The sequence below is a fragment of the Flavobacterium sp. WC2409 genome (assembly GCF_041200085.1).
In the GTDB taxonomy this organism is placed as follows: domain Bacteria; phylum Bacteroidota; class Bacteroidia; order Flavobacteriales; family Flavobacteriaceae; genus Flavobacterium.
Window position 1 is genome coordinate 877,582 of sequence record NZ_CP165625.1, and the last position, 18,972, is coordinate 896,553.

Annotated in this window: 11 protein-coding genes; 1 reads left to right on the forward strand and 10 read right to left on the reverse strand. The window is 35.2% G+C overall.

Translation table 11 applies throughout. The features are described 5' to 3' along the window. Nucleotides 1-85: 85 nt before the first annotated feature. The 7 genes from AB3G34_RS03940 to AB3G34_RS03970 all read right to left on the reverse strand — a co-directional run bounded on the left by AB3G34_RS03940 (nucleotide 86) and on the right by AB3G34_RS03970 (nucleotide 8,581). Nucleotides 86-1,138, reverse strand: a complete 1,053-nt coding sequence (locus AB3G34_RS03940; protein WP_369753511.1) for a proline iminopeptidase-family hydrolase — start codon at nucleotides 1,136-1,138, stop codon at nucleotides 86-88. Between the two features lie 22 nt (nucleotides 1,139-1,160). After that, nucleotides 1,161-2,936: a long-chain fatty acid--CoA ligase gene (locus tag AB3G34_RS03945; protein WP_369753512.1), complete on the reverse strand. Its 1,776-nt coding sequence runs from the start codon at nucleotides 2,934-2,936 to the stop codon at nucleotides 1,161-1,163. Between the two features lie 184 nt (nucleotides 2,937-3,120). Then, nucleotides 3,121-3,546, reverse strand: coding sequence for a hypothetical protein (locus AB3G34_RS03950; protein ID WP_369753514.1), 426 nt, complete (start codon nucleotides 3,544-3,546; stop codon nucleotides 3,121-3,123). A gap of 43 nt (nucleotides 3,547-3,589) precedes the next feature. Continuing rightward, nucleotides 3,590-5,872 carry a GH92 family glycosyl hydrolase gene (locus AB3G34_RS03955; protein WP_369753515.1) on the reverse strand — a complete coding sequence of 761 codons (2,283 nt, stop codon included), beginning with the start codon at nucleotides 5,870-5,872 and terminating at the stop codon, nucleotides 3,590-3,592. A gap of 251 nt (nucleotides 5,873-6,123) precedes the next feature. Further along, nucleotides 6,124-7,314 carry an NAD(P)/FAD-dependent oxidoreductase gene (locus AB3G34_RS03960; protein ID WP_369753516.1) on the reverse strand — a complete coding sequence of 397 codons (1,191 nt, stop codon included), beginning with the start codon at nucleotides 7,312-7,314 and terminating at the stop codon, nucleotides 6,124-6,126. Between the two features lie 150 nt (nucleotides 7,315-7,464). Further along, entirely contained in the window at nucleotides 7,465-7,977 is a 513-nt protein-coding gene (locus tag AB3G34_RS03965; protein WP_367752258.1) for a hypothetical protein, read from the reverse strand. 283 nt (nucleotides 7,978-8,260) lie between these two features. After that, complete coding sequence (locus AB3G34_RS03970) at nucleotides 8,261-8,581, reverse strand: GYD domain-containing protein (RefSeq protein ID WP_367768815.1); 321 nt, start codon at nucleotides 8,579-8,581, stop codon at nucleotides 8,261-8,263. Nucleotides 8,582-8,962: 381 nt separating this feature from the next. Between AB3G34_RS03970 and AB3G34_RS03975 the strand changes: the two genes are divergently transcribed. Next, nucleotides 8,963-9,790 carry an alpha/beta hydrolase family protein gene (locus tag AB3G34_RS03975; RefSeq protein WP_367768818.1) on the forward strand — a complete coding sequence of 276 codons (828 nt, stop codon included), beginning with the start codon at nucleotides 8,963-8,965 and terminating at the stop codon, nucleotides 9,788-9,790. A gap of 249 nt (nucleotides 9,791-10,039) precedes the next feature. On the opposite strand, the gene AB3G34_RS03980 is transcribed toward AB3G34_RS03975, so the two are convergent. The 3 genes from AB3G34_RS03980 to AB3G34_RS03990 form a co-directional block, all read right to left on the reverse strand. Then, nucleotides 10,040-13,315, reverse strand: a complete 3,276-nt coding sequence (locus AB3G34_RS03980) for a T9SS type B sorting domain-containing protein (protein WP_369753517.1) — start codon at nucleotides 13,313-13,315, stop codon at nucleotides 10,040-10,042. Nucleotides 13,316-13,536: 221 nt separating this feature from the next. After that, nucleotides 13,537-17,190 (reverse strand): phosphoribosylformylglycinamidine synthase, encoded by a 3,654-nt coding sequence (gene purL / locus AB3G34_RS03985; RefSeq protein WP_369753518.1) that lies wholly within the window; start codon nucleotides 17,188-17,190, stop codon nucleotides 13,537-13,539. Nucleotides 17,191-17,330: 140 nt separating this feature from the next. Further along, nucleotides 17,331-18,845 (reverse strand): hypothetical protein, encoded by a 1,515-nt coding sequence (locus tag AB3G34_RS03990; RefSeq protein WP_369753519.1) that lies wholly within the window; start codon nucleotides 18,843-18,845, stop codon nucleotides 17,331-17,333. Nucleotides 18,846-18,972: the final 127 nt, after the last annotated feature.

Consider the following 18,972-nt stretch of genomic DNA (forward strand, 5'->3'; position numbering starts at 1 on the left):
GTAGCATGGTGTCTCCATTTACTTTCGAACAAAACCATAAAAAAACCACGAACAGTAATTCGTGGTTTTTTGTAATATAACTTTTCTAACCCTTCTTAAACTCCCCGCTATCGACATCTTTCAAGAACTTGATTACACCTGGAAAATAGGTTTTAGGATTATCGTATTGTGAAAGGTGGCTTCCGTTAGGGCAAAATAGAAAGCGTCCGTTTTGTACTTCGTTAGCAATCCATTTCATGTGTTCAGGATCCATGGTGTCGTATTTAGAACCTATGGATAGGGTAGGGACAGTCAATGTTTTTAATCGATCCATGACATCCCAATTTTTTAAAGATGCATTTCCTGTGATGCCAAATTCACTGTGCCCTTGCATAAACACATACACCTCTGGATTGATGTGCTTGAAACAACGGTTGATGCTTTCTGGCCAGTCTTCCAGTGGCATTCTTAAAATGTGTTGGGTGTAATAGTATTTAAAAAGCAGTTCACTGTATTTTGGATTGTCAAAATCATTGTTGCTTTCCATATCCTGCAATTGCTTTAGGATTTTTGGGTCCATTTGTGGTGCCAATACGTTTTTTGCGTACGCATTATATTCAGGAGCGCTTGCCATCATATTAGAGATAATCAAGCCTTTTAAGTTTTTTTGGTATTTCAAAGCGTATTCCATCGCTAGGATGCCACCCCAAGATTGTCCCATCAAGTAAAAATTTGAACTGTCTAATTTTAGTGCTTTACGTACTTGTTCTACTTCTTCTACAAAGCGCTCATTCGTCCATAAACTAGTGTCACTGGGTTGGTCACTGTAATACGAACCGAGCTGGTCGTAGTAAATGTATTCAATGCTTTCGTTAGGGAAATAACCGTCAAAGGATTCATACAGTTCATGGGTTAATCCAGGACCGCCGTGCAACAGCAAGACTTTTATTTTAGGATTGTTACCCACCGTTTTTGTCCAGACCTTAAAAGTACCTTTTGGAGTTTGTATCGGAATCATTTTGATACCTCCCGTCAACTGATCGTCTCGTTTGGAGAAATCCAAATAATTTGCTTTTATCGCATCTTCCTTTGGTTTTTCTTGGCAATTAGAAAAAAAGAATATACTTATAACGGAGCAAATTAGGACTTTTAGTTTCATAACGAGATCGTTTTACAAAAGGTTAGTTGTAGATTTTGTCAAATAATGGTTTGTACATTTGCATGACTATTTTTCTTTTCAATTTTAGCGTTGGAGTCAGTTGTCCGCCTTCCACTGACCAAACATCGGGTGTTAATTCAAAACGTTTTATTTTTTCCCAATTTCCAAACTTTTCATTCAAAGTGTCAATTTCCTCTTGTATGCGTGCAATGACATGCGCGTTAGAAATAATTTCTTCGTTTGTTGTTCCAACATTTATTTTATGAATAGCAGCCCATTCTTTTACAAAATCAAAATTAGGTTGAATGAAAGCGCCTGGCATTTTTTGCCCATCTCCAATCACCATTATTTGATCAATGAAACGGGATTGCTTCATCGTGTTTTCAATAATTTGTGGTGCAATATATTTTCCTCCAGAGGTTTTAAACATTTCTTTTTTACGGTCAGTAATGCGTAAGAAACCGTCTTGGTCAAACTCACCAATATCACCTGTATGGAAATACCCATCAACGATAACCTCATTAGTCAGTTTTTCATCTTTGTAATAACCTATCATCACGTTTGGACCTTTGCAAAGGATTTCTCCATCTTCGGCAATTTTTACGTCTACATGGTCAATTACTTTACCTACAGTTCCTACTCTGAAACCATGATTTCTCATGTCATTTACGGAAATTACGGGAGAAGTTTCAGTCAATCCGTATCCTTCCATCACTGGGATTTCGGCAGCGGCAAAAATGCGGGCCAATCGGGTTTGTAAAGCAGCACTTCCTGAAACCATTAAATCTAGATTTCCACCCAAACCTTCTTTCCATTTGCTGAAAATTAATTTGCGCGCAATCTTCAGTTGGAACTCATACCAAGCGCCATTGGCGCCATACGGTTCAAAACGCAATCCTAAATCAATTGCCCAGAAGAACAATTTCTTTTTGATTCCGGTAAGTTCTGATCCTTTGGCATATATTTTATCGTACACTTTTTCCAATAGTCTTGGAACTGCAGTGATTACTGTAGGTTGTACTTCTTTAAGGTTGTCACTAATTTTGTCAATGGCTTCGCCAAAATAAACTGAAACACCATAATATTGATACAAATACAAAATCATGCGTTCAAAAATATGGCAAATAGGTAAGAAGCTTAACGCCCGACTTTTCCCAGCTTCAAACGGAATTCTTGAAGCGCTGTCCAGCACATTTGAAACAATGTTTTGGTGCGAAAGCATCACCCCTTTAGGTCTTCCAGTTGTACCAGAAGTATAAATTATAGTAGCTAAATCAGTAGTCTTTACGTTGTTTTTGCAAATTTCAACTTCGTCTTGATTACTTTGGTCTTCGCCAATTTTCAGTAATTCATTCCAGTTTTTACAACCTTCAATTTCGTTAAAAGAATACACTTCTTTTAGATGGGTTACTTTGTCCTTGATTAAATTTACTTTATGAAGCACTTCTGCATCAGATACAAAACAATATGTGGCTTCAGAATGATTTAAGATGTATTCATAATCATCTTCGGAAATCGTTGGGTAAATAGGAACAGTTTGTGCACCCGTTTGTAAAACTCCAATATCAAGTATATTCCATTCGGTCCTATTATTCGAAGAAATAATAGCAATTTTATCGTCTTTTTTAACTCCTAATTTTAGTAATGCTCTTGATATACTATTGGCTTTGGCAATGTATTCTTGTGTAGACGTTTTTACCCAAACTCCATTTTGCTTTGTTACTAAAGCATCTGGAATTGAAGTGTATTTATCTTGCTGATAATAAGGAAAATCAAAGAGTCTGGTTATAGAAGTCATTAATAAAATTATTGAATTGATTCGCAAATTAAATAAAAAAACAGTATAATTTTTGTTTTTAAATAATTAATTAGGAAAAATAAATTAGAATTATCAAATTTAGCGAAATCGTTTTCTTAAAATGCGATTTAAGCTGTTGATTTAGAGTTGTAAAGTCGTTTTTGGAGGTTTTGTCCAATAAAGATTAATCTACATAATCTTTACTACGATCTCCTAAAATGAACATTTTCTTCTTTTGAAAATGGATAGAAAAGTGCGCGTATGTCCAATTTCCATCTGTTTCTGCTTTGTTTTTATACCATAGCGAATACACGGCATAATTAAATCCCTTCTGGTATTTGGGCGTTCCATTTTCAAAACATTCCATTCCCCAATCCATATTAATTTTGGATAAATCACTCAATTGAAAAACCCCAGTTCCATCCGGATTTAATTGCACCAAAGGCTCCGCATCTCCATTTAAAAGGTAAGTTCCTGTTATGGGATAATCAATATTTGTAGTGATGTAATGCGCACCGCCTTTCGCCATTATTTTTTCGACTTTTTGAGCAAATGTAGGAGTTGCAAATAAGAGTATTGATAGGATTAATAGGTTCGCTGATTTTGCCATTTTAGGAATTTGTTTAAAGTGGTATTATTATTATTATTATTATTTATTTTTTAGGCTTTGAACCCATGTAAAAAGTAAGCGTCCCTCCATCGGTAATTGATTTGTGTTTTAGCACAAAATCTGTTACTGTTTTTCCGTCTAAAAGTACTTTTTGAACGTATACATTTTTTGGACTTTGATTGATCACATTCACCTTGAATTGGTTTCCGTTTTCCAAAGTTAGAACGGCATTGTTTACTAATGGAGAACCAATAGCATACTCATCAGAACCTGGAGCTACAGGATAAAACCCTAGTGAAGAGAAGATATACCAAGCACTCATTTGTCCGCAATCGTCATTACCGCCTAAACCATCTGGACTAGGTTTGTATTGCATATCGAGAATTTTTCGAACTTGAGCTTGCGTTTTCCATGGTTGGTTTGCCCAATTGTAAAAGTAAGCAACATGATGTGCGGGTTCATTTCCATGGACATAACCTCCTATGATACCTTCTCTTGTAATATCTTCGGTATGTTCGAAAAAAGAATCGGGTAAATGCATGCTGAATAAAGTGTCTAATCGAGCAGCAAATGTTTTTTTACCGCCCATTTTAGTAATTAAAGTAGCGGGATCTTGCGGTGCAAAAAAGCTATAATTCCAGCTGTTTCCTTCTATAAACCCTTGTCCTTCGGTACTCAAAGGATCAAATTCTTTTTTAAAGGTTCCATCGGCCATTTTGGGTTGCATGAATCCAGTAGCGGCATTGTAATTGTTTTTCCAGTTTTCAGAGCGTTTTATAAACTCATCGTAGACCGCTGTTTTATTCAGTTTTTTTGCAATTTGTGCAATACACCAATCATCATAAGCATATTCTAAAGTGTTGGAAACCGATACCCCACTTTTTTCGGCAGGAATATAACCCAAATCCATATAATAGCCAATTCCTTCATAATTGAGGTGTTTTGCTGTTGTAATACAGGCTTCAAGAGCTTGGTTTTCATCTCCATTATAAACGCCTTTTATAATAGCATCTGCAATTACGGATACACTATGGTAGCCACTCATACACCAATTGTCATTGGAATAATGAGACCAAATAGGCAACATATGCAAAGCACTTTGGTCGTAATGTGCTACCATCGATTTAACCATATCGTTATTTCTTGATGGCTGAATAATATTGAAAAAAGGATGCAACGCTCTATAAGTATCCCATAACGAGAATGTACTATAATTAGTAAAACCATTCGCTTGATGCACATCTTGATCGAGTCCTTTGTATTGTCCGTTTACATCCGTATAAACTGTTGGGTTGATGAACGTATGATACATGGCAGTGTAAAAATTTACCTTAGTGTCCTCGGATGCAGTGATGGTTATTTTGTTTAATTCTTTGTTCCAACTGGTCTGCGCTTGTGCTTTTACTTTTTCAAAATTCCAATCTTTGATTTCAGCTTGCATGTTTTGCAATGCATTTTCTTGACTCACTGAAGATAAGGCAAACTTGATTTTGATTTTTTCGGCTTCTTCGGTTTTGAAATCAAAATACATTCTTATTTTTTTTCCAGCTATTTCAGGGAAATTTTTTGATTGATCGAATTTTCTCCAAAAGCCTCTGTACGCTTGTTTGTCATCATAATTTTTTTGCCCGTATTCGGTAAACGGTTTAGAAAACGACATCGCAAAATAAACAGTACGCGTTCTTGCCCAACCATTGGTTTGGCGATATCCCGTAATCAAAGTATCATTTACCACACGTACGTACGTCCACACGTCTTTCTCGTCGTAATTGTAAATTCCTGCCATCAAATCCAGTATAATATGACTTTCATCCGATTTTGGAAACGTATATTGATGCATTCCCACTCGCGTAGTAGCGGTCATTTCGGCCAGAATGTTATCATCGTCTAATTTTACTTTATAATAACCTGCTTCTGCTATTTCATTAGCATGTGAATAGGAGGAACGATAGCCACTTTTAGGATTAGCAGCAGTTCCTGGATTCAATTGTAGTTTTCCTTGAGTTGGCATGATTAAAAAATCCCCTAAATCCGAATGTCCTGTTCCGCTCAAATGCGTATGGCTAAAACCAACAATAGTTTTGTCTTCGTATTTGTAACCCGCACAATATTTATACACATCACCATTGTATTTTCCGTTTATTTCGTAGGAGATAGTATCCGTTTCTGGACTTAATTGTACTGCTCCAAAAGGAACCGTAGCACCAGGGTAGGTGTGTCCCATTTTCTCGGTACCGATAATTGGTTTTACATATTGAATTAAATTTTGTTGGGCTTGGGAGACAAAAGAAAGGATTAATATGGAGAAAAGAAATGTCTTTTTCATAGTCTATTTTCTTGGTTGAATTGAGGTCGTTTTTTGTAAATATGGGATTCTTTTCAAATCTAGGGAATCCTATTTTTTTGAGCAACTATTAGCGTATAAAAAAAGACTTCAAAGCAGAACGACTTTTCCAATCTTCCGTCTATGGCCAACGAAATGGTGCACGAGTTTGATATCCATTGATTAGTATTAAGAATGGTGTTACTAAACAAATTTTATTTATAGTGTAAAAAAGCGCTATAAATGTATTGAAATTAAGGAATAGCATTGAGGTGACGGGCAAGATGTACACCCATGCTAAAACAAGATTGAAGGAGATAGCCTCCAGTAGGAGCATCCAAGTCTAGCATTTCTCCAATGCAATAATGATTTTTCATCATTTTCAATTGAAAATTTTCATCTAAGGCATTCAATTTAATGCCACCCGTGGTAGAAATGGCTTCGTCCAATAGGGCAGAACCAGTGATTTCTATATGAAGTTTTTTGATGTTTTGTGCCAAAAGTTCTGGATTCAAGTAGGTTTCTTTTGACAAATAGATTTTCAACAGCCCAATTTGTGCAGGGTTCAATTTGAGCTCTTTTTGTAATTTTTGGCTCGTCTTTTTTAAGGTTGATTTTTTGATCTTCTGAAGCACTTCATCATAAGTTAATGTTGGTTTTAAATCCAGAAATACAGTAGCCTTTTGCTGATTATTAAGCTCATTGCGAATTTGCGGACTGATTGCATAAATGGCATTGCCCTCTAAACCGAAACGGGTAATTACCATTTCACCTTTTTGACGTTTATCGCCACAGCTAATAGCTATATTTTTAAGGGGATGCCCTTCAAAGGCAGTGATGAAATCGAAATTCCAGTTGACTTGGTACGCACAATTGGAGGCTTTAAAAGGGACAACTTCAACGTCTTTTTTATGGAATAAATCCAGCCAGATGCCATCAGATCCAGTTATTTTCCAGCTGCCACCACCCATTGCAAAAACGGAATGCTCAGACTGGACTGCTGTGTCAACATTGAAAACAAGATCGTGGTTGGTATTCCAGCCCGTCCAATTTTGTTGATACTGAATGGCAACGCCTCGTTTATTGAGGACATCCATAATGGCATTAAGTACGGCAATTGGTTTAATTCCGCTTTCAGGATATACGCGTTTGCTGCTCCCAATGTAGGTGGGAATTCCCATAAGATCGATCCATTTTTGAAAATCGGCATTGTCAAAATCGAGTAGGGCTTCCTCTATAAAATGGGATGGAGTGTAGCGTTCTACCAGTTGCGCAATGGGTTCCGAATGAGTAAGGTTAAATCCGCCTTTTCCAGCTACAAGAAATTTTCTTCCAAGGGTTTTGTTTTTCTCGTAAATGGTAACATTGAATTTCTGGGGATCGAGGAATGCGGCGAGTAAAAATGCGGCGGGTCCTCCTCCAATAATTGAGACTGATTTCTTCACCCTGCAAAAATACTCTTTGTGAAAGGATTAAAGACGTTTTCCTTTTTTTATTAGTTACAGCCAAACCAAAACGGGAATTAAACTAGTGCGATTTCGTTTGTATGTAGTACAGTTAATTCAGAATTGTATGCTACACCTGCACTACTTTAGTTACTTTTTCTTTTCTTCATTGACAATCAATTTCAAAGAGTTAATATAATCAGTGTCAAATTCTATAACTCTTATTTTGTTTAGCTTAAAACTCATTTCACCATCAAATTTCCCTTCAGTTCCCAAAAAATCGATGATCAGTTCTTTTTCGTCTATTTCAATAAGTTTACCTAGATAAACTGCTTTATTAGATTTTTTTGAAATTTGGAAAATCTCGTGCTTAATTGCTAGATAATTTATAATTGAAGGTAAGTCATTAAGTGGAATTATTTCCTCAGCACTTGTTTTTAAACCTTTAAGCTTAATTACCCTTTCTGTGAATTCATAATCCTCATCTTGAATAATGGACTTGACGTTTTTATTTTTCAAAATAGTGTACCCATCAATTATAAAATCAAAAGGATTGTTCTTGAGCAGTATCCAATCTTCAGTCCAGTCAATTAAAAAACCAGTAAAGATTTCTTTTTGATCTTCAAAAACTATTGAAATTAATTGACGCAAATATTTTTCCATAATGTTTATTAAGTTTCTAGAGTATGTTACTATCAACGATACCGAACCACTATCCGCTTTTGGCCTTACAAAGAGGAGTGTTTTTTGGTTAAACGAAAATACGATAAAAAACGGTAATTCCACAAAATTTCCAAATGGCTTAAGAGAAGCCGGATTCAATACAATACTTTTTTAACAAATCGGTTTACGAGCGCCACACCCTCTTTTCAAAAGGAAGCTGGTCCTCATTGCAAATGAGAACCAGAGGGATACTTTTTAAAATTCGGAAAAATTAATGTGAATATCAGGTACCAGGAGAAATATAGCTCACAGATATTTTTGTTGCTTTATCCACTTCTTCTGGAGTAATCAGAATTGTAGTGGAAGTAGATACCAATCCAGAAGAGTTTATATTTAATGAAACTGCAGTAGCAACCGTGGTATCAGGCATGTCTGCAATTACATAAACATCCGTGTCGCCAAAGGCAAAATAAAAGGCTTCCATTTTTCCTCCTAAGTCAGTAATCATTTTTTCAATGACTTGCTTTCTATTGGTACCACCTACCTTGAGTAATCCTTTGACTCCTGCTGAAGTATAAGATGCTTTAATTAAAATCTTTTTCATTTTATTGTATTTTAGTCTTCCTACTCATTTGGCTTTTCGGTTCCGCCCCGTTTTTTTAGCGGTTTCTGGACTCCACTTTTTTTATTTTAACTAGCATAATAAAATGATTTGAGGTGTGTTTTTTAATCTTGTTTATAGCGGAACTGTGTCTTTTTGTGTTTTTAAGTTGTTGATAATCAATATCTTGCTATATACTAAAATACGATAAAAAAACGGTAACTTCTACGAAATTATAAATAGTTTAAGATGTGATTGTAGTTCGGTTAGTATATTGGTTTTCTTGATACTGAATATAAAATCCTAGTACTTGATTGTAGTATCTTTGTGGCTTTCTATCAAAAAATTTCGAACCATATGCTACTTTTATAAAAGGATTGACTTATGAAACAGGAAGGGACATATACAGGCGCCGAAGGTAAATTAGCGGGCTACGATATTCAATATACACCAAACCAAAAGCGACCTCTGATTGTGTTTTGCCATGGATTCAATGGATTTAAAGATTGGGGCGCATTCAACTTGATGGCGGATTACTTTTTGCAAAAGGGATTTCAATTTGTAAAATTGAATTTTTCTCATAATGGAACATCTCCTGCTCATCCTTTGGATTTTGTGGATTTAGAAGCTTTTGGGACTAATAACTTCGAAAAAGAACTCGAAGATATTGGGTCTTTGTTAGTCCATCTAAAAAAGGAAAGTTTTGCAGATAGCATCGATTTTGATAAACTGTTTTTGATTGGTCATTCTAAAGGTGGAGCAACGGCTTTGGCTTATACTTTATCCCATCCTGAAATTGTTTCTTGTGCCACCTTAGCAGCAGTGCTCGACCCAGTAGCGCGCTATGGAAAGAAGAATGATAAGCTGTGGAAAGAAAACGGTGTAAAATTTGTCGTTAACGGAAGAACAAAACAAAAAATGCCACTGTATTATCAATTGGTTGAAAACACACAGAAAATAAAAGAGAAACTGGATCTCCGAAATTTGCTGAAAGGGGATAAGCGAAAATTTTTATTTGTCCATGGTGTAAAAGACGAAGCGGTTCCTGTAACAGAAACTAATTTGGTAAAAAACCTGCCCAATTGTACCGTCTCCATTATTGAAGATACCAATCATGTTTTTGGTGCTTCGCATCCATATACAAGTATCAATTTACCTACTGATTTACAAAATGCCCTGAGTCAAATCGCAAAATTCTTTGAATCAGTGTGATGGTTTTGAATCAGAGGTTTTACAAGCAAACTTGTCATTCAAAAGAAGGAGGTATCACATCAAGTAGCTCCAAACACCTTAGATTTATGTAGTCAAGTAGATGAATTATACACAGTATATGAAACTGTGCTGTTGGTAAATTATCTGCGTTGCAACGCTCTGTTTTGTTGTTTAATTGAAGTAATTATTCGATTCAATCGAACGATAGATTAATTGAGTAAGCTAATAAACTGGCTTTTTTAAAACAGATTATCTTTTTAGTGAAAAATGGCCTTTAAAATTCCTGCCATTTCCCAATTCAACTGTAAACCAATAATCTGAAGCAATCAAATTTTCTCCATTGAAAGTGCCGTCCCATCCCATATCACTATATTGTAGCCTCTTTAGTAATTTTCCGTATCGATCAAAAATACTTGTAATTGAATTAGGGAATTTTTCAATTCCTAATATACTCCAATAATCATTATATCCATCATTGTTTGGAGTGAAAAATTTTGGATAATCTACTAGTATAGCTTCTCGTTCATCAACACCACAACCTTGTTTATCTCTAACTTTTACTACATATACTCCTCCTGATATGTTATGAAAAGTGTTGCTGTCTTGAAAATTATTTCCATCAATTGCATATTCAAAGTCACCATTTGTAGAAGTTATTATTTCGATAAAATTCTTATCTGAAAGATCTTGAATTTTAATTTCGGTAATTTTTGGTAAAATGGAACGAATTAGATTAAACGAAAATGAATTTTCACAAGATATTCCATTACTTATTTTAGAAACTCGTAAAGTATATTTTCCAGCTTCTACTAGATTAGCCTCAAAGGAATTAGAAATTATAGAGTTATCTTGAAAACTCCATTCCCAAGAATCGAAATTTAAATCAGTTGTTATCTTTAATGACGGTTCTAAATCACATAAAAAATATTCTTTTTCTAAATTTATTTGTGGTAACTCATTTACAACAAATTTAAAATTTGTTTCTGAAAAGCATAATGAATTTAATTGATTCTCAATTCTAGCAGTAATAGTTTGAGACCATGGAACAGTATTTTTATAATCTATAGGTAATGGGCTTGGTAATTTATTTCCATTTTCATCTAAATAGGATATAAGTAAATTAGGTTGATTTCCTATGAGTTCACTTTCAATTGTTGAAGTGTCAAAATGTGAAAAACCGTTACCTTCATCGCAAGCGTATAAAGTATTAGGTTGAATAATAGTTGGTTTAGTTGAAGTGATTAAATTTAAAAATGTCTCTGAATAACAATTTGTTTGAGGATTTGTGACTCTTACCGTTATAGTTTCTTGATTTGGTTTACTGTTAGTAAATGGATTTACTAATGGACTTGGAAGTTGATTTCCATTAGTATCAAAATAAGTTACTTTCATTCCAGTTTGATTTCCTAAAACAGTTGATTCTATATTTGAAGTATCAAAATATTCTGAAATGCCGTCATTATTATCATCACATCCAGTTATTTCTTTTAATGAATTTGCTATTGGTAATGGGTTTACAATTAAATTAAAGGTAGATTCATTATAGCAATTCGTATCGGTATTAATTGCTTTTACTTTTATGGATTCCTCATTAGCAATTAAATTACTAATTGCATTTAAAGGAGATTGTATTTGCTGACCATTTTCATGATAAAATTCAACTTTTATATTGGTAGCAGTTCCTATAATAGAATTCTTTAATTGTTGTAAATTAAATGTAGCAAGACCATCAGTGTCATTATCACACACAATTAAGTTTAAAGCTTCTGATAAATCTGGTAATGGATTTACAATTAAATCGAAAGTGGTTTCAGAGTAGCAACAAAAGTTGTCTTTATGAGATACTCTTACTGTTATTGTTTCTCTATTTTTAGTGGTGTTTGTAAATGGATTTGGTAGTGTATTGTATTTAGTACCTTTGCCATCTATGAAAGTAACAACTTTATCAATTTGTCCTCCTAAAACTTGCTGCGTAACTAGCGAAGTATCAAAAGAAGTTGAAAATCCAAGGTTATTGCTTTCCTCACAGGCATATATATTATTAATTCCATATGCTTTTGGAGGTTCTTTAGCATCAATTATTTCCGTTAAAACTTCCACTGTTCCGTCATTACCAATAACTGTCGCGGTAATAGTATATTTTCCATCAGTGGAAAAATCATGAAAAGGAGATAAGTCTATAGAGGTATTATTAATTCCTGAAGCAGGATCTCCAAAATCCCAACTAATTGACGCAATTTTAGACTGATCATCAACACTGAATTCCTTTAAAAATTCCGAGCAAATATTTGAGAAATTCATTTCAAAATTATTCGTAACATGATTTACATTTCCAGTGACGTTTATGTAAAAGTTAGCTTTTGGAAATCCGAAGTCAGCAGTAGAAACATATTTATCTCCAGCTCCAGATAAAGAAGAACAACCTCTTTGCCATGATACATCATTATCTTGTGCAGATCCTGCAATAAAAGCTACACCATCTCCATATTCAATTCCTTTTTTAACTTCAACCAAAATCCGTTCTACATCTTTTGGAATAACAATTGGTGTATCAAAATCTACTTGTATAATTTGAGAATTACGCGGTATGTAAGGATCAAGGGCTTGAGATTGACTACTTCCTATCAAATCTGCTTCAGAAAAAGAAGCAGGGAAAGAATCATCTATTTTATAAATATTAAATGAAACATTTGCTAGCCAGCCCGTTTTATTAATTCCAACTTGCCCTGATTTAATTACGAATTCTTCATTATTCGATATACCAAAATCTTTTAAAGTAAAAGCCCGTGCCCAATATATATAAGTTGAGTTACAAGAATAGATATCAGTTTCAACTAGATCATCACATACGTTATGAGAAAGCCTCGTGATTGAACCTGAACTTTTAACATTAAAAACTTCTCCTGTTACATTGATGTAAAAATTCGCATTTGGAACGGGAATGGTTAAATCAGTAGTTGGTGCTAAACCATGATTTGGATCACATCCAAAATACCAGGATTCGCCAGTGTCTTTTTCAGTACCAGCTATATAGACAGCTCCTGTAGCTGGATTATAAATGTCTTTATACTTTTCTACTGAGACCATAATTCTTTTAACTCCGGCAGGAACAATAATGGGTTCATCAAAATTTACTTCAACAATTTCAGGAGCACCAGTAATTAATGGCGATTGTGCAATACCACGTCTTCCAAGTATCGTGGTAGGATAAATAGAATAGGAATAATTGGGAAAATCTTCATCCAGACTGTAAACAATACACTGTAAAGTAGATCCAATATCAGATTTACTTAGTCCAACTTGTAATGATTTAATCATAAATTGCTCATTTGCCGCTATTCCAAAATCAGATAGTGTAAATACTCGTGACCAACTCTCATCTCTATCACAAGAATACATATCTGTCTTAACAAGTGTTGTTCCAATATTATTAGTTAATTTTATTTGGGCTTCAATAGATTGAAAAGACAAAAAAAGTAGAAGTAAAGCTACAGTATTAAATGTTTTTATTTGAGTTATTGTCATTCCTATTTTTGTTGTTTTTTAGCTTGTCTGTAATTAGTATATATTAATTATTTTATAGAGTGTTTACAACCATAATTGAGTAGATCTTCTTTGATAATTAGCGTATTTAAAGTAAATATATAAATAATATTTTTATTACAAATTATCAAAATAACTTTTAAATTTGTTCATAAAAAAAGCGCTCCTTTTCAGGAACGCTTTCTATATAATTAATCAAAAGATTATTTTTTCTCAATCCACAATCTTGCATTGACAAACGCTTCATGCCAAGGAGAAACTTCATCGTTTCTACCTGCTGGATAATTTGCCCAGTTCCATTGAAAGTTAGAACGCTCAATATGTGGCATCATCACAAGGTGACGACCAGTTGTGTCACATAGCATTGCGGTATTGTAATCAGATCCATTTGGATTCGCTGGATATCCTTCGTATCCGTATTTACCCACGATTTGATATTGGTCTTCGGATAATGGTAAGTTGAATTTTCCTTCTCCATGTGAAACCCAAACTCCAAGTGTTGCTCCAGCAAGGGTAGACAACATCACTGATTTGTTTTCTTGAACCGTTACGGATGTAAAAATACTTTCGTGTTTATGACTGTCGTTATGAAGCATTTTTCCATGCACTTCATGCTCTGGATTAATTACTTCTAATTCCATAAACAACTGGCAACCATTACAAATTCCAACGGATAAAGTGTCTTCTCTTTTGAAGAAGTTTTTCAAGGCTGTATTTGCTTTCTCATTGTATAAAAATGCTCCTGCCCAACCTTTAGCTGAACCTAAAACATCCGAGTTAGAAAAACCACCCACGGCGCCTATAAATTGAATGTCTTCTAGCGTTTCACGTCCCGAAATCAAATCGGTCATGTGAACGTCTTTTACATCAAAACCGGCAAGGTACATTGCATTGGCTACCTCACGCTCTGAGTTACTTCCTTTTTCACGGATAATAGCCGCTTTTGGACGTGGTTTTGAATCATCGATTACTGGTTTCTTTCCTGTAAAATGAACAGGGAAGGTAAACTGTAACGCTTGGTTCTTATAGTTATCGAAACGCGCTTGAGCCGTTCCGTTCTTCGATTGTTTTTGGTCTAATAAAAACGAAGTTTTAAACCAAATGTCTCTGTATTTTGGAATGCTTAATCCACATGGACCAAAGTCCAACGTTTCCTCTGCAGTTACTGTTCCTAATTTATAGAAAGCAACTCCATTAGCATTTAATTTATTTTCTAAAGTAACATCGTCTTTGGCTTGAAATACAATTCCAATATTCTCCGCAAAAAGGTACTTGATGATGTCTTTTTCTTCGAAAACAGAGAAGTCAATTTTAGCACCTAAATTCACATCGGCAAAACACATTTCTAGTAAAGTAGTAATCAAACCACCACTTCCGATGTCATGTCCAGCCAAAATTTGATTGTCAAGAATTAATTCTTGCATCGTATTGAAGGCATTTTTGAAAAAAGCAGCATCTTTAATCGTTGGTGCGTCTTTTCCAATAGTGTTCAACGTTTGTGCTAGCGATGAACCACCTAATTTAAATTCATCTTGTGACAAATTGATATAATAAATAGAACCACCGTCTCTATGTAAAACAGGCTCTACTACTTTTCTAATATCAATACAGTTTCCACCTGCTGAAATAATTACCGTTCCCGGTGCAATCACTTCTTCGTTTGGATAACGTTGTTTCATAGAAAGTGAATCTTTTCCTGTTGGAATATTCACGCCTAATTCAATTGCAAAATCCGAACAACTTTTTACAGCCGCGTACAAACGAGCGTCTTCCCCTTCGTTTTTACAAGCCCACATCCAGTTAGCCGAAAGGGAAATTCCATCTAAACCATCTTTTATAGGAGCCCAAATAATATTCGACAAAGCCTCGGCAATTGCGGTTCTAGTTCCTGCAACAGGATCGATTAATGACGCAACTGGTGAATGTCCTATTGAAGTCGCAACTCCTTCTATTCCTTGATAATCTAAGGCCATTACACCACAGTTATTCAATGGCAATTGTAAGGGGCCAGCAGTTTGTTGTTTGGCTACTTTTCCACCTACACAACGGTCTACTTTGTTAGTCAACCAGTCTTTACAAGCTACTGCTTCTAATTGCAATACTTGCTCTAAATAAGTGGAGATATTTTTAATGCTGTATTCTAAATCAGTATAGTTTCTGTCGATGTTTTTATCCGTCATCACTACTTTTGGAGAACTACCAAAGAAGTCTTCCAAAGCATAATCCATCGGTTTAGCACCCGTAGTTTTTGATTCGAAAGTAAAACGATGATCCCCCGTTACATCACCTACTTGGTACATTGGAGAACGCTCTCTGTCAGCAATGCGTTGTAAGATGTCAATGTTTTCTTTAGCAATAACTAATCCCATTCTTTCTTGAGACTCGTTACCAATGATTTCCTTTGCCGAAAGGGTAGGGTCACCTACAGGTAATTTATCTAAATCAATTAATCCTCCAGTTTCTTCCACTAATTCCGAAAGGCAGTTTAAGTGTCCACCTGCTCCGTGATCGTGAATAGAAACAATAGGGTTGATATCGCTTTCTACTAATCCACGAATGGCATTAGCAGCACGTTTTTGCATTTCTGGGTTCGAACGTTGGATGGCATTCAATTCAATTCCTGAACTAAAAGCACCGGTATCAGCAGAAGAAACTGCTGCTCCACCCATTCCAATTCTATAATTTTCACCTCCTAGGATAACAATTTTGTCTCCCGGTTGTGGCTTTTTCTTGATGGCTTGATCCAGTTTTCCGTAACCAATTCCACCGGCTTGCATGATCACTTTGTCGAAACCTAATTTACGAGCGTCTTCTTCGTGTTCGAAAGTAAGGATAGAACCAGTAATTAACGGTTGTCCGAATTTGTTTCCAAAATCAGATGCTCCGTTTGAGGCTTTTATTAAAATATCCATTGGCGTTTGGTACAACCATTTTCTTTCGGTCATGGCGTTTTCCCAAGGTCTGTTTTCTTCTAGACGTGAATACGAAGTCATGTAAACTGCAGTTCCTGCTAATGGCAACGAACCTTGTCCACCTGCTAAACGGTCGCGAATTTCTCCTCCTGCACCAGTCGCCGCTCCATTGAAAGGTTCTACTGTTGTTGGGAAATTATGCGTTTCTGCTTTTAAGGAGATAACCGAATCAAAGTCTTTTAGTTCGTAGAAATCAGGTTTGTCAGCGCTTTTTGGCGCAAACTGTTGTACACGTGGTCCTTTTACAAAAGCCACATTATCTTTATAAGCCGAAACGATATCGTTCGGGTTTTCTTGAGATGTTTTCTTGATTAATTTAAATAAAGAAGAAGGCATTTCTTCACCATCAATTACAAAAGTCCCGTTGAAAATTTTGTGACGGCAGTGCTCTGAATTGGCTTGTGAAAAAGCAAAAACTTCAGAATCGGTTAATTTTCTACCTATTTTAATAGCTAGATTGTCCAAATATTCTACTTCTTCTGGACTTAAAGCCAAACCTTCAGACTGGTTGTAAGCCGCAATATCGTCAATGTCTAAAATTGCTTCTGGCTCGATATTGATCGTAAAAATAGCTTGATTTAACTCGGCGTACTTTTGCGAAAGCATCGGGTCAAAATCAGAAAAATCAGACGTAGCATGATGAAATTCTTCGATTCTAATGATTCCAGAAATACCCATATTTTGAGTAATTTCTACTGCATTAGTGCTCCAAGGCGTAATCATAGTGGCGCGTGGACCAACAAAAAAATCCGTCAATACGGATTTTTCTATTTTATTTGAATTGGCAAAAAGCCAGTTTAATTTTGAAATGTCTTGAGCCGAAATTTCGTTTTGCGTTTGTACTGCAAAAACAGTTTTGCTTTGGTTTTCAAAGAAATGGATCATTGTTGTGTAGTTTGTTGTATTACGGTGCAAATTTAGTTTAAAAAAGTAGTAAGAGCAAATGTGAAATACAAAGAATTTGACAAAATCTAACATTTAAAAAAATGCCGAAAATCTACTGTTTTAAATTTCTAAATAACCTTTTATTTAGGAAAAGACATAGATTGAAAAGCACCTAAATCTGGCGGAGTAGTTCTTGTATTTCCTATGATATCCAGCGGAATTAAATAGGCCGAATTCCCTTTTGCGAAAGCGCTAGAAGATTCGTCAATATTGAGTTTGTTAAGATTAACATTGAAAAACTTTGGACTTTGATTCAAAATAATTCCATTGTAATGCACAGGATCGGTTGCAAATTGGTAAAGTGAATTGGTATTAGAACTGTCAAATTTTACTAAGCAATTATTGAATTGATACTCAAATGTACCTGTACCACTTTTGTTAATCGCGATTTCATTGGTATAAGAACCATAGATGATACAGTTGTTAAAAGTGGCTTGGGTGAGGTCTTTCGTTTCTGGCGTTGCTCCCGAAATAGAATTGTCTATTGTGACTGCCAGCTGAGAGGAACTATTCCAATTGTTGTTAAATGTGGAATGTGTAAATTTATAATCTCCACCGTAAGAGCAGGCCAAACTAGCTAAACCAGCTGAGTTGATTGCTATATTTTCACCTACTATTTTCCCTGTTTGTGCTAAAATACCATAGGTAGAAGAGTCGTAAATTTGGGTATTTTTGATAGAAGTAGTTGTTCCATCATTGTTTTGTATCAGTAATCCAATCGTAGCATTTTTAATTGTTAGATGGTTTATCAGATTGTTTGTGCTTCCACTACTGAGCCAAATAGTACCCCATTGACCAGGTACATCATCATATTGGGGTTCCAATCGGTCGCCTTCAAATACCACTTCTTTTTCTAAGTTGGCCGTAGTCGATTTTCCTCCGTTAATATTAATCGAAGCATTGTTGGCGACTATTAAACCAGAATTAGCATGAAAATAAACCCTGCTTCCCGCATCAAAAACGGCGGTTTTACCAGTTGGAACGGCCGCATAACCATAAATAACGTAGGGCTTTTTATTGGTAAAAATGAGTTCATTTCCATTTATAGGATTGTTTTCATCGAGGTAAAACCCTTCTATTTGTTGATCTCCTATAGGCAGTGTTTCGGTAGTTCCATCAGCAAGACGTTTGGGATATAGAAAAACCGCATCTTGGATTAGCGTAACGAGTGCTACTTTTTGTGCATTTTCGCCACTGTCAAATTGAATTTGATCGGTGTATAAAAAATCAGTTGGATTTGCATCAGCAATTGCCGCTGTTGTTTCGATGAAAATATACAAACTGTCTTTGGCTAAAAGGGTCACATTAGTAAAAAGCTTTCCGTTTGTTCCTTGCATTCCGTCTACGGTCAAGCGGTATTTTGAACTTAGTCCTTTGCCTAGTTGTATGGTAGGAATATTAATATCGTTTTTGCTATGGTTGTACACTTTAAGTCGGTAGGTACTAGAACCAATGTTTGTAAAAACGGTATCCAGATAAATGGTGTCCTTTGAAAATGCTAAATCTCCTGTACTTAGAACGGTCTCAAAATCGGATCGACAGGAACAGATGGAGATGAATATTCCAATAAAAAACAAGAATTTGATGGGACGCATTGGGATTAATTTTTGTAAAAATAGGGAAAATCTTATTTGTATGTTGTGGCTTTTTCAAATTTGAATTTAGAATAACAACTGCATTTGTTATTTTATGACTCATCTTTTATTTAATTTTACATTTTAA

What these genes read in the sequence shown, in the direction of transcription:
- AB3G34_RS03975 (WP_367768818.1), top strand. Translation starts at nt 8,963, where the DNA reads ATGAAACAGGAAGGGACATATACAGGCGCCGAAGGTAAATTAGCGGGC.
- AB3G34_RS03955 (WP_369753515.1), bottom strand. Translation starts at nt 5,872, where the DNA reads ATGAAAAAGACATTTCTTTTCTCCATATTAATCCTTTCTTTTGTCTCC.
- AB3G34_RS03965 (WP_367752258.1), bottom strand. Translation starts at nt 7,977, where the DNA reads ATGGAAAAATATTTGCGTCAATTAATTTCAATAGTTTTTGAAGATCAA.
- AB3G34_RS03970 (WP_367768815.1), bottom strand. Translation starts at nt 8,581, where the DNA reads ATGAAAAAGATTTTAATTAAAGCATCTTATACTTCAGCAGGAGTCAAA.
- AB3G34_RS03980 (WP_369753517.1), bottom strand. Translation starts at nt 13,315, where the DNA reads ATGACAATAACTCAAATAAAAACATTTAATACTGTAGCTTTACTTCTA.
- AB3G34_RS03990 (WP_369753519.1), bottom strand. Translation starts at nt 18,845, where the DNA reads ATGCGTCCCATCAAATTCTTGTTTTTTATTGGAATATTCATCTCCATC.
- purL (WP_369753518.1), bottom strand. Translation starts at nt 17,190, where the DNA reads ATGATCCATTTCTTTGAAAACCAAAGCAAAACTGTTTTTGCAGTACAA.
- AB3G34_RS03940 (WP_369753511.1), bottom strand. Translation starts at nt 1,138, where the DNA reads ATGAAACTAAAAGTCCTAATTTGCTCCGTTATAAGTATATTCTTTTTT.
- AB3G34_RS03950 (WP_369753514.1), bottom strand. Translation starts at nt 3,546, where the DNA reads ATGGCAAAATCAGCGAACCTATTAATCCTATCAATACTCTTATTTGCA.
- AB3G34_RS03945 (WP_369753512.1), bottom strand. Translation starts at nt 2,936, where the DNA reads ATGACTTCTATAACCAGACTCTTTGATTTTCCTTATTATCAGCAAGAT.